The organism is Desulfotignum balticum DSM 7044, assembly GCF_000421285.1.
In the GTDB taxonomy this organism is placed as follows: Bacteria; Desulfobacterota; Desulfobacteria; order Desulfobacterales; family Desulfobacteraceae; genus Desulfotignum; species Desulfotignum balticum.
In genome coordinates this window covers 629924-641863 of the sequence record NZ_ATWO01000001.1, presented here as the reverse complement: position 1 = coordinate 641863, position 11940 = coordinate 629924, and the positions used below count along the sequence as shown (strand labels likewise).

Here is an 11940-nt window from a genome sequence, read left to right as displayed (position 1 = left end):
GCCGGAGCATCGGTTCCGGCCTGGATTTTCCCGGGAGCGGTTTAAAAGCCGCTCCCGGCAGATCTTCTTGCATTTTTCCTTTAAAAAAACAGCGGCTGAATTGACATTTCCGGTCTTTTAGGCAATGATTTCTTATGAACAACCGCCCAGACATGGCTGATCGCCAAATCATCGACCTTCCGGGTCATCAAAAACAGCCGATCATTGTACAGATCCTGACACTGTCAGATATTCAAAACCGGGTATTTTCTCCGGGAATGCCGCCGGGTGGACCATCCATGAAGCACCGGGAATTTGACCACTCACTGTTCAGGACAGCGTTTCTGTCAAGCGATGAACTGATGCGTGTCAACCGGTTCAAGGCGTTGAAAAAACAGATGGAGTGGATCTGTGGGCGGTTTGCCATGAAAATCCTTGCCAGAGACATCCTGGATCCGGATATGCCTCTGGATGAAATCCGGATTGACTACCGGGAAAAAGGGGCCCCCTATCTGGCGCAATTTCCAAAAATCCCTATTTCTTTGTCCCACAGCGGAAATTACACGGCCGCCGCCATCACGTCAGACACAGGCATGGCCCTGGGGGTTGATATTGAAAAAATCGGGAATATGCCGGATGACGGATTCATGAGAACTGCATTCACAACCGATGAGATAGCGCACATGGCACCGGATGCGCCCACCGTTTTTACCCACTGGACCCTGAAGGAAGCATTTTTGAAATTTCTGGGGCTCGGATTCAATGAAAGCCTGCATCACGTGGCAGTCATCCACAATCAGATCTATCATTGCGGACAAAAACAGGCCATTCATTCCTGGTCATGCTTTCCGGATGATCAGTATGTGCTGAGCCTGGTTTATGGAAAGAAAAAATAAACCGGGAAGCCACCCGGAAAAGGCTTCCCGGTCCGGTTCAAGGGTATGTCAAAAAAGGATTCTCCGGGGTTTGTTTTGACAAATACACATTATGCCGTCTTGATCTCAATCTGCCGGGGCTTGGCTTCCTCGGATTTGGGCATGTGAAGGGTGAGGACCCCGTTTTTCAATTCTGCTTCTACCTTTTCCACATCAATGGTCTGGGGCACGGAGAAATTGCGCACAAACTCCACATTCCCGAACTCTTCCCAGGAAGCGGCCCCGCTGGTTTCCAGTTTTCTCACACCGGACAGGGAAAGCCGGCCGTTGTCTATGTTCACGGAAAGTTCATCTTTTACCACACCGGGCATGTCTGCATACAAAAGGATTTCATCTTCATTTTCATAGATATCCACAGCCGGTGCGACTTCGTACAATTCCCTTGTTTTTTCGATATTCTGATCGTCTCTTTTTGCGATTTCAGTCTTTTTATCCATGATATGCCTCCATATATACGATGGTCTTAAGTTCCATGGGCAATGAATCGTTTTTACTTCAGTTGATGGTGATCTGCCTGGGTTTTGCCGCCTCGGACTTGGGCAGGGTCAGATAAAGCACGCCGTTTTTCAAGGTCGCTTCCACCCGGTTGCCGTCCACATCATCGGGCAGGGTAAAGCTGCGGGAAAAAGTACCGTTTCCTCTTTCCGTCTTGTGCACCTTGTATCCCTCGGGCAGTTTCTGATCCCGGGAACCGGAAATTTCCAGATAATTTCCCTGAATCTTGATATCCAGAGATTCTTTTTCCATGCCGGGAACTTCCAGGCGCATTTCAAAGCCATCGCCGGTCTGGTACAGATTGGCCCGGAGAAACCCTTCATCCATCAGCCATCGGGTCCCATAGGGACGGCCATAGTCGGTGTATAAATTGTCCAGCCGCTGCCGGAGCAGATCCATGGTTCCGAACAATCTGTCGATATCGCTGAATCTTGTAAACATGACACATCCTCCTTATTACATTTTTTTTGTTTGTTGTTTGTGAAAGCCGGTATTTGACTGTACTGTATGCGACACTGTCATGAAACCTGTCTGTATGTACTGCGATCGTAAGACCTGCCGCTGCTTTCACCTTCCTGATTCTTTGAGCAAAATTTAGTGATCAAAAAATCCATGTCAATACCTGGTTATTATTTTTTTCAAAAAAATATAATTAGTAATAAAAAAACCTTCATTGGAACTGAATTTCAATTTGCCGGACCTCCGGAGTAGGCATTTTTTAAACTCTATTCCGGGTGCATGCCCCATATTTTCCTTATCTGGCACCCAAATAAAACAGGCCGTTTTCATGTCAAGGAAAATTTTCATTATTAATAATTATATTATTGACAAAGTAATGTCATCTTTATATCGTTAAAAACAACGTATCAAATCATTCAAGACATATTTGTCCCAGGAGGTGATATCATGCCGCAGGATCATTACTTTGTTTTAGGCATTACGGCGGATGCCAGCCAGGCAGATATCAAGGAGGCGTATCGCCGGCTTGCAAAGGAGTTCCATCCGGATCATTATAAAGGAAATGATCAGCCGTTTCAGGCGATTCAGGAAGCCTACGCCGTTCTGTCGGACCCGGACCTTCGCAGACGTCATGACTTGCGAATCCAAAACAGAAAACCCGGCCCTCGGAAACCCGTTTTCTCAGAAAATCTGGAACCCCTGGTATCGGATCAATTCTGTGAAACATTTTCCCGGCATGAGCCAACCAGAGGGTTTCAGTCATTTCAGCCCTTTTTAGGGCAGCGGATCATCATCCGGTTCAAAATGGATTCATAACGGTCAGGCGGGATCAAAGAGATAGCCCACGGATCGGCGGCTTTTGAAAAACCGGGGGTTTTTCGGGTCTTTTTCAAAATATTTCCTGAACCGGACCATGAAATTATCCACAGTGCGGGTGGACGTGTCCCGGGAATACCCCCATCCCGCATTCAGCAATTCTTCCCGGGACAACGGCTTTCCTCTGTTTTCAATAAAAATTTTGAGCAGGGTGATCTCCTGTTCCGTCAATGTGATCTCGCCGGCCACACACCGGGCCTTGAAAGTGACAAAATCCACATGGTTGTCCCCGAACCGGAAATGGTTCCCGTTAAACAGTCCCACATCCGGTTTTTTTCCCGGCACTGCGGGTTCATACCACGCACTTTTTTGAATCAGACGTTCTACCCGCAGCAGGAATTCTTCCAGATCAAAGGGTTTGGCCAGATAATCATCCACGCCATACCGAAGGCCTTTGACCTTGTCCGTGGTATCTCCTCTGGCCGACAGAATCAGCACGGGAATTTTTTCATCTTCCTGGCGAATGGTTTTTAAAATTGAAAACCCGTCGATCATGGGCAGCATGATATCCAGAACAATGAGATCCGGATGCCAGGCCCGCCATTTTTCAAGCCCGTCAATCCCGTCCGGCGCCACGGCCACGGCATATCCGGCAAGGGACAGGTTGAGCCGAAGCCCCTCAGCGATTCGGGCTTCATCTTCTATGACCAGAACACGTTTTTTTTCAGCCGCTTCCATATATTTTTCTCCCTGACATTGGCAATGGCGTTTCTGGGAATGGTAATGGTGAATTTCGCACCACATCCTTTGCCCTCACTGAACACGGACACCCGCCACCCATGAATTTTAGCAATGCTGGAAACCAGATACAACCCCAGCCCGGATCCGGACACGCGCTCCCTGTTTTCCCGGTCGGACTGATAGAACTTGCGGAAAATCTTTTTGGTCTCATGCCGGTCCACGCCGATGCCGTTGTCGATAAAATCAATGGTCACCTTCTGAAGATGGGGTTTGAACACAATGGTCAATTGCGGCCGATCCGATAAATTGTATTTAATGGCATTGGACACGATATTCATGAGCAGCATTTCAAATAAAAACAGATTCACGGGATATTCGAACCGCCCCCCTGTTGGATTCAATATCCGTATATCACACTCCCTGAACAAAGAATCATTTTTCTGACAAAAGGTATCCACCACTTCCACCAGACTTTTCCGTGTCACTTGGGAATCAAAATTCTGGCTTTCAATGCGGGCCATGTTCAATATCCGGTTGATGTTGTCCGTCAGCCGGTTGATGTCTTCCAGCATACTTTTGCTGTACCGCTTGATATCTTCGGGTTTCAACGGATGGCGGACAAATGTTTCCAGGTAAAGCCGTAAAGAAGTGACCGGGGTTTTAAGTTCATGGGTGAAATTATAAATAAAATTGTGCTGAAGCCGGAACAGATTCACGGTCTTCTGATAATAGATGAACGCCAGCAGAATCCCGGCCAGAACCACGGTGATCAACAGACTGAGCACCAGGATGGTCATCCCGGTTTTGGATGGAAAAATCAGCTCCGGATCGATGTGAAACCGGACGATCACCGTTTCCAGGGCTGACCGGATTTCCATATACAAACTGACGGTCAGTACCAGAAATGTGGCCAAAGCGATAATGGAACAAGCAAAGATAAATACGGGATGAAGGTACCATCGGGATGGGTTTAAAATCTGCATGGGTCAAACCTGTTTTCAAGTATCATGGCCGTCCGCCGGTGCCGTTTAATTTTTTTAAACCTGGTTGACATTTTTCCCTGGAACGTTACATTATAATTTTAATTGAAACAGAAAACCGGCACAAACACAATACCTGACAGACAAAGGAGATGTATAATGGCCGAAGACAAACAAAAAAAAGATTATTGTGACGCGGAAGACCAGAAAAAAGTGGTGGAAAAAATGAGTGACTGCGACAACGCGTCCGATAATGACAAAGACCGTGATGAATGTTACACCAAAGTGACCAAAGAGGATGATGGGTGCATGTCTTAATACGGCGCCATCTTTTTTGAAATCAGACCTTTTTATCGGCCCGCCGGATTATCCCCTCTCCGGCGGGCTTTTTTTTAAAACACCAGATCGTCAAACACCACGGGCAGCTGTTCTTTCAACGCCGACAACAGCGGCCCCATCAATGCCCGGATCTGGGGATGCGCTTTTTTGGCACACCGCAGCGTAAAAATATGCCGCCATTCCCGGATATTGCCTTTGACCACGATTTCGGTTTTCAATGAATTGGGCAGCACCTCTCTGGCCTGCTCCGGCCGCCATCCGCTCTCCAGAAGCGACAGGTACCTGTTTTCCGCATCTGCCATGGCCTGCTGCCAGAGGGTCTGTTGGGCCGGTGTACACGCATCCCACCAGCAGGGCCGGATGAACTCCATTTTTCCGTCATACCGCACATACCGGGTGGATTCCTGGGCAAAGGAACACAACCGGTGCCGGACCAGTTCATGGGTCACGCCCCGGTTGGTGACAAACCGGACAATAATATCGCCGAATTCAATCATGGCATGGTGGCCCCGGTCCCGCATGCGGGCCACAAATCCGGTGGCCGAATCCGATGTGATTTTGTCTTCGGATTTATAGCAGGTGCGGCCGGCCGCCTCGATGACCTGAAGCAGGTTGTCCGGCAGACTGATAATTTCATGGCTCTGGTCGATGATTTTCATGAACTCCCCTCCTTGTCTGATGATCCCGGAAACATATCATATCCGGGCAAAAAAACCCATGGGGGAATTTTTGATGCCCCAGGGTGTCCGGGGACAGCACCCGTCCTGTGAAATGATATTACATGATACCACAGAAGAAAATACATGTTTTTCCTTATTGAAGGTTGTTCCTGAAAAGATGAAAATTTTTGTCTGAAACGCAAAAAGGTTACTGTTCAGCTTCTTTGATACTTTGACAAAAAAAACGAGAAGCGAAAAGACCGGCCCGAGTCGAATCGGGAACATGAAACCCTTTACAATAAGGAGAACAAAGATGGAAAAAACGGTGAGAACGCGAATCGTAAAACCCATCGGAATTCTGTGCGCGCTGTTTTTGACCGCGTGCATGGTCTGCCCGGCCCATGCGCAGGACGCTGCAGGACCGGACCCGAATCCCAAAACCTACATGCCCGTGGTTATTGAGGAAGCGTTCCAGACCACCATGGAAAAAGATGTGAAAGCCAAACCAAACGTTATGGAACGGCAAAAAAAACTGTTGGAACGGCGTTATGATCTGAGTGACCGCCCTGGGGATGTGATGATGTCCGGCGGACGAAAACCTATCCAGAAAGGGGTACGGGTAAAACTTTCAGAAGGAATGACCTGGGATCAGCTGAACAACATGAAACCGGCTGAAATAAAAAAATCAGACCTGTTTCCGGAAGGATTTCTGCCGCTTCCCCATGTTAAGCATGCCACGGGAGGACAGGTATTTCCCGAGGACCAGATCAATGAGATCGAAAAGCTGGAAAACCGATCCCTGGAACGATTTGATGTGGCATTTGATATTCCCAAGCATTTTATACCGGAATTTCCTCCGCCCATCTTTTTGACCACCCGGCCGGATCTGGGAGATGTTTCCCAGGGAAAATTGCTGAGTATCGATAATTACTATGCCATGATGAAAGGAATTCTCACACCCGTTCAGATGGAAGGCTTGAGGCTTTTGCTCACGCCTTTTCCCCAGCAGCAGTTCAACCAGACCGAGGATCGGAAGGTGAAAGATCCCAGCCTCGGGGTATCCTGCCTGGACTGTCATTCCAATGGCCATACCAATGCGACGTTTCACTTAAATCCGGACACACGGCCCCAGGCGGCCCGGTTCCGGCTGGATACGGTGAGCCTGCGGGGGATGTATAACCAGCAGATCCACGGCTCAAAGCGTTCCCTGCGGTCCATAGAAGATTTTACCCATTTTGAACAGCGCACGGCCTACTTTGACGGGGATCACGTGATTGCTGCAAAAAAAGGGGTGAATCTGCCGGACCGGGCCAGCCAGGTGGCCATGATGGCCCAGATGCAGAATCTGTTTGACTTTCCTCCGGCACCCAAGCTGAACGTGTTCGGCAAACTGGACCCGGACATGGCCACGGAGCAGGAAATGCTGGGGCAGGAAGTTTTCTTTGGAAAAGGCCAGTGCAGCGCCTGCCATCCAGCACCTGTTTATACGGATGACAAGATGCATGACCTGAAGGTGGGGCGGTTCTATGAGCCCAGAGAGAGCAATGGAAAATGGATTATCCCTGTAGGACCCATCAAGTCCTTTACCCTGCGGGGCATCAAAGACTCGCCGCCGTATATGCATGACGGGCGGTTGTTGACCCTGGAGGATACGGTGGAGTTCTTTAATCTGGTTACCGAAGTGAAACTGACAGATAAAGAAAAAAGGGCCCTGGTGGCATTTATGCGATGCCTGTAAACCATATCCCCGAAGAGATCCGCCGCACAGCGGCCCGGTGCCGCCATTATGCCATGTGTAAAATCGACTATCTCGATACCGGACTTTGCCCGCCGGCAAAGAAAACACCCTACGTCGGCTATTTTCCTCAAGGCCGGATGGATCTGTGCGATGCCCTTGCCAAAGACCTGATTCCCGTGACCGAGGCTGCCGTGGATATCATTTCTTCGTGTACCCTTTGCGGAACCTGTGACCGGCAATGCAGATGAACTGGTGGAAATCGTCAGGTATGCGGACCGATCTGAAATTCCTTTAGTGGTCCGGGGCAACGGGGGCAGTGTTTTCGGGTTTGTCTTTACCCGGGGTATCGTCATTGATGTGAACCGGATGAAAAAAATCCAGCTGGATCCGGACAACTGGAGCGCTGTTATCGAACCCGGAGTGACCGCCTTTGAACTGCAAAAAGCGGTGACACAGCAGGGATATCGGGTAAATACGGCGGAGCCGGCGGCAACGGTGTGCGCAAACATCGTATGTACGGGATTGTTTTCCACATGGGCCAATGCCTATGGCGTGGGCGCCGACCACATCGTGGATATGACGTTTGTGGACAGGCACGGCACCGTTTTTCGCATCAATGACAAAAATGCGCCCAATGTGTTCGGGTTTGAACAGGCTGTGCATCCGCCTCCGGGCATCTGCACCGAGGCCCGGGTGCGGATGCATCCGGTCACGGATGACGAAGAAGGCATTCTGGTGCCGTTTACCTCTCTTGCCGATGCGCTGTTTTTTGCCCGGGATATCAGCCGCCGCCGCATCGGGCTTGCCGTCGGAATACTGGGCGGACATTACCTGTCCACTTTCATCTCACCCACTGAATCGCTTGCAGAAAAAACCCGGGATATTTTCAGCGGCATTCTCGAGATGACCCACGTGGTATCTGTCATAGGCGACAAATATGCCCGCAACAGTATCAAGCAGATGGTTCCCTGTGTCATAGAAAGCAACACCCTTAAAATGCTCATGCTCGGACTGCCGCGGCTGGCCGGATCCGGATGGACGGATATTGTCACAGGACTGGAAAGTGACCGGCCGGCGTATGAATCTATTTTCAGCCAAGAAATGCTTCCCGTGCTGGAACAAGTGCTTGCCCCGTCTCCTGAAACCCTTGCCGCTGCGGTAGATGAAGACCTCCGGGAGTTTTATACAAACCTTTACAGCCGACCCCACATGACCGACATGGTGTGGCTGACCATGTTCAGAATCGTCAGTGCCCGGATGTCCAGACACAAGCACATGTTCGCCTTTCTTATTTATGCCCCGCTGGACCGGGTGGATGTGATCCAGGACCTTATTGCCTCTTTTGCAGACATTGCCGAAACCCATGTCATCGACCATGACTTAGGATTTATTACCCCCATGGATTTTGGCAAACGCGGGATTCTGGAATACGACTATTACATCGACCACACGGATAGGACTGAATCAGAAAAAATCCAACAGGCCATGAAAGACATCGAACCCATGATTGACAAACTGAGCGCAGCAACCAGGGGGGTAAAATTTCTCAAATATATTTTCTCCCAGGGATGTGCCAGAAAAGAAAATTTTTTGTATACCTGAAAACAATACCAAAATCAGGATCTTTTTTTTTGGTTATCCCTTTTTTTGAATGGAGGACATATCAGAGCAACCATTGATGACATATCCGGCAAACGTCAGTCGAAAAGCACCCGCATCCTGCTGACCGGGGCCACGGGTTTTCTGGGTATCCATCTGGCCCAGCTGTTTATCAAAAAAGGGGTTACCCTCTTTATACTGGCCAGACCCATGGACGAGTGTTCATCCAAAGAACGGGTCTATAAATTGTTGGACTGGCTGGACCCGGACTGGAATCAGTCCCGTGTTCACATAGTACCCGGAGATTTGAACTGTTCCGATCTTGGCCTGTGCCCGGCCGATTATCACCAGCTGGCCTCTTCAGTGGACGAAATTATCCATTGTGCTTCCGACACTTCCTTTTCAGAACGAAAACGCCCGCAGATTGAAAAAGCAAATATTGAGAATCTCCATCACCTGCTTGACTTTGCAGCGAACAGCAGGTGCTGTTTTTTTCATTTTATCAGTACTGCCTACGTGGCAGGAAAAAGACGCGGATCATGCCCTGAAGCACTGGTAGAAACCCGAACATTTTTCAATGTGTATGAAGAAACCAAGTACCGTGCTGAAAAAACAGCCGTAAAACGTTGCAGTGAAGAAGGCATTCGCCTGAATATTTATCGGCCGTCCATCGTGTACGGCAATTCCTGCACCGGCAAAACACTGCGATTCAACGCCATGTATTATCCCGTGAAAATGCTGGTGTTTTTAAAAAATCTGTATCACAAGAATGCAGAAGAACAGACATCGGACGGCGCCGAAAAGATGGGGATCTCTTTTGACCCCGACGGTACAACCCATATGCCCATCAGAATCGAAGCTGAAGCATCCCGGGGAATCAATCTAATTCCTGTGGATTTTTTTACCGCCGCGTTTTTTGCCATCATGGAATCAGCCATTGACGGGGATATATTCCACATCACCAATGACAACATCACACCGGTTTCAGAAATCATAAACTACACCCAGCGGTATTTTCATATAACAGGGATACAGGCCGTGCGGCCGGAGGATTTTCCATCTGAATCACGAAACAGCCTGGAGATCCTGTTTGGCCGCTACACCCAGATCTACAGGCCTTACATGAAAGACGAACGCATTTTCGACAGTGGCAAAGCCGCCGCCATTCTGAAAGCAACCGGCATATCCTGCCCGGTGTTTGATTACCGCATTTTTTCCACATGCATGCAATATGCTGAGGCGGCAAACTGGGGAAATCCTGCGTAAATGAGAAAACAAAACCAAGATCGAACACTGGAAACCCCGGCGCCCGGTAAAAAAAAGAAAATCACACAATACTTTGATGCCATCGGTCAACGATATGACCTTGCAGACACCCTCATGAGCTTTGGTCTTCATTTTTCCTGGCGCAAAAACAGCCTGAGGCAACTGGACATCAAGGCAGGATACCGCATCCTTGATCTTTGCGGCGGGGCCGGAGAGTTCGCCCGCCGGATAGCCGGCACCGGAACAAAAGGACTGCCCGTGGTCTGCGATCTGAGCCGCACCATGCTGGCAACCGGGAAAAACAAAAGCACCGGACCTGCACGGCAAAACCGAATCCAGTGGGTCCAGTCAGACGCAGAACAACTCGGGTTTGCAGACAACGCGTTTGATGCCGTTATCGTGGGCTACGGCATCCGAAACCTGGAAAATCTCCACCACGGATTGCAGGAGATGCACCGGGTGTTGATTCCCGGTGGTACACTTGTCATCATGGAGTTCTCCATCCCGCAAAACCGCTGGCTCAGAACCCTCTACCACTGGTATTCTTTCAAAATCATGCCGACCTTCGGCAAGGTGATCACCGGTGAAAAAGCACCATTTATATACCTTGCCGAATCCATCCGGTGTTTTCCTGCCCCGGAAAGGGTGCAGAGAATACTTGAATCCGCAGGATTTATCCGGGTGACCTTTCAGCGGCTTTCCAACGGCCTTGTCACGGTCTATTCAGCAACAAAACAAAATAATATTTTTACGTCAAAATTACCTGCCTGAAATTTATTGCTTAACTGGCAGATGTTCCTGATGTGCCAGCACATAGGCTTTGATGTGCAAAAGTTCTTTGTCAGATGTTTTTGCCAGACCTTTTTTTGCCCAGGCCAGGGCCTGATCCTGATTTCCGGCAGACAGCCAGGCCCGGGAGATGGTCTTGATACTTTCCAGGACCTGTTTTTGAGACAAGGTGTCCCCGTGCTGCTCCAGCCAGGCTTCATACTGCCGGGCGGCTGACAGCGGGATATTACAGGACAGATACAGATCTGCCACAAGCCGCATCTCCTCCCGGGTCAGGGGGGTCAGATAGGAATAGCTCAGCATTGCGGCCAGGGCCTTTTCAAACCGGTTGTCCGTCAGGTGCACATGGGCCAGGGCCTTCCACCAGCCCGGGTCTTCCGGATGGGTGCGGGTGAGATACCGGGCATATGCCAGGGCCTTTTTTTTCATCTCCAAAGACAGGTACTGATACAGCAGCATCTCCTGCCACTGCCGCCGGGTGTCCCCTTGGGTCTCGGCGGCCAGCTCTTCCAGCCACGGCAGGGCTTTTCGAAATTTTTCCAGGGCAAACAGGATATTGACCAGGGTCTGTTTCCATTCCAGGGTGACCGCGTCGGGATGGGCAGCCATGAGTTGCTCAAACACGGTCAGGGCAGAATCCGGCCGGCCGGCCTGGAAATGGCAGGCAGATGCATAAAACAGATGGACGGGCTGATTTTCTTCGCTGGTATCATACCCTTTTTCAAAGGCCCGGGCTGCCTCGACCATCTGCCCCTGTTCATACCGGCACCGGGCCAGGTTGAGCCAGGCCTCGGTCAGGTCCGGCTGTTTTTCCACGGCCTGCTGAAATGCCGCTGCAGCAAGGCCGGTCTGCCCCAGTTCGGTGTGACAGAAGCCGGTCAGAAAATCGATATAAAAATGAACATTTCCTGCCTGCTTTTCTGAATACCGGGTCAACACTCCCAGGGCCTGGTCCGGTTTTTCTTCCGCCATCAGGGACTGGGCCTTGTTCACCGCCATGCCGGCGGACAGGGACATGTTTTCTTTTGCTGCCAGAGTTCGCGGCGATCCTGTGACAATCAGTACCAGGATCATCACCAACATCAGCCACACCTGCCGGCAACACCGGTTTTTTCCGTTAGTCTGCAGGATGTGTCGGGTCATGC

The 11940-nt window shown here is 50.0% G+C and carries 14 protein-coding genes; 8 read left to right on the top strand and 6 right to left on the bottom strand.

The window, feature by feature from the left end:
- The first annotated feature begins 134 nt into the window (after positions 1–134).
- Positions 135–875: a 4'-phosphopantetheinyl transferase family protein gene (locus K365_RS0103465; protein ID WP_024333529.1), complete on the top strand. Its 741-nt coding sequence runs from the start codon at positions 135–137 to the stop codon at positions 873–875.
- 89 nt (positions 876–964) lie between these two features.
- Here the strand turns inward: K365_RS0103465 and K365_RS0103460 are convergent, their stop codons facing one another.
- A complete protein-coding gene (locus K365_RS0103460) occupies positions 965–1351 on the bottom strand; it encodes an Hsp20/alpha crystallin family protein (protein WP_024333528.1) in 387 nt (128 codons plus the stop codon).
- Between the two features lie 58 nt (positions 1352–1409).
- Complete coding sequence (locus K365_RS0103455) at positions 1410–1850, bottom strand: Hsp20/alpha crystallin family protein (RefSeq protein WP_024333527.1); 441 nt, start codon at positions 1848–1850, stop codon at positions 1410–1412.
- A 465-nt stretch (positions 1851–2315) separates the two neighbouring features.
- Here K365_RS0103455 and K365_RS26320 point away from each other — a divergent pair, with 465 nt between their 5' ends.
- Positions 2316–2684 carry a J domain-containing protein gene (locus K365_RS26320; protein ID WP_024333525.1) on the top strand — a complete coding sequence of 123 codons (369 nt, stop codon included), beginning with the start codon at positions 2316–2318 and terminating at the stop codon, positions 2682–2684.
- Between the two features lie 3 nt (positions 2685–2687).
- Here the strand turns inward: K365_RS26320 and K365_RS0103440 are convergent, their stop codons facing one another.
- The gene (locus tag K365_RS0103440) at positions 2688–3422 is read right to left on the bottom strand and encodes a response regulator transcription factor (protein WP_029725766.1); all 735 of its coding nucleotides are present in this window, start codon (positions 3420–3422) and stop codon (positions 2688–2690) included.
- On the bottom strand, positions 3386–4408 hold the full coding sequence (locus K365_RS0103435; protein ID WP_024333524.1) for a sensor histidine kinase: 1023 nt from the start codon (positions 4406–4408) through the stop codon (positions 3386–3388). The genes K365_RS0103440 and K365_RS0103435 overlap by 37 nt, the downstream gene beginning before the upstream one ends.
- Before the next feature lie 156 nt (positions 4409–4564).
- On the opposite strand from K365_RS0103435, the gene K365_RS27835 reads away from it, so the two are divergent.
- Positions 4565–4723, top strand: a complete 159-nt coding sequence (locus tag K365_RS27835) for a hypothetical protein (protein WP_156887677.1) — start codon at positions 4565–4567, stop codon at positions 4721–4723.
- A 74-nt stretch (positions 4724–4797) separates the two neighbouring features.
- On the opposite strand, the gene thyX is transcribed toward K365_RS27835, so the two are convergent.
- Positions 4798–5403 carry an FAD-dependent thymidylate synthase gene (gene thyX / locus K365_RS0103425; RefSeq protein ID WP_024333523.1) on the bottom strand — a complete coding sequence of 202 codons (606 nt, stop codon included), beginning with the start codon at positions 5401–5403 and terminating at the stop codon, positions 4798–4800.
- Positions 5404–5716: 313 nt separating this feature from the next.
- Between thyX and K365_RS0103415 the strand changes: the two genes are divergently transcribed.
- The 5 genes from K365_RS0103415 to K365_RS0103395 are packed head-to-tail and all read left to right on the top strand — an operon-like array spanning position 5717 to position 10777.
- A complete protein-coding gene (locus tag K365_RS0103415) occupies positions 5717–7141 on the top strand; it encodes a hypothetical protein (RefSeq protein WP_024333522.1) in 1425 nt (474 codons plus the stop codon).
- Positions 7132–7389, top strand: coding sequence for a hypothetical protein (locus tag K365_RS0103410; RefSeq protein WP_024333521.1), 258 nt, complete (start codon positions 7132–7134; stop codon positions 7387–7389). Before K365_RS0103415 ends, K365_RS0103410 begins: the two co-directional genes overlap by 10 nt.
- On the top strand, positions 7370–8743 hold the full coding sequence (locus K365_RS0103405) for an FAD-binding oxidoreductase (RefSeq protein WP_024333520.1): 1374 nt from the start codon (positions 7370–7372) through the stop codon (positions 8741–8743). Before K365_RS0103410 ends, K365_RS0103405 begins: the two co-directional genes overlap by 20 nt.
- A 45-nt stretch (positions 8744–8788) precedes the next feature.
- Positions 8789–10006 carry an SDR family oxidoreductase gene (locus K365_RS0103400; RefSeq protein ID WP_024333519.1) on the top strand — a complete coding sequence of 406 codons (1218 nt, stop codon included), beginning with the start codon at positions 8789–8791 and terminating at the stop codon, positions 10004–10006.
- Positions 10007–10777, top strand: a complete 771-nt coding sequence (locus tag K365_RS0103395; RefSeq protein ID WP_024333518.1) for a ubiquinone/menaquinone biosynthesis methyltransferase — start codon at positions 10007–10009, stop codon at positions 10775–10777. It abuts the gene before it with no gap.
- Positions 10778–10780: 3 nt separating this feature from the next.
- Here the strand turns inward: K365_RS0103395 and K365_RS0103390 are convergent, their stop codons facing one another.
- The gene (locus K365_RS0103390; RefSeq protein ID WP_024333517.1) at positions 10781–11938 is read right to left on the bottom strand and encodes a tetratricopeptide repeat protein; all 1158 of its coding nucleotides are present in this window, start codon (positions 11936–11938) and stop codon (positions 10781–10783) included.
- Positions 11939–11940: the final 2 nt, after the last annotated feature.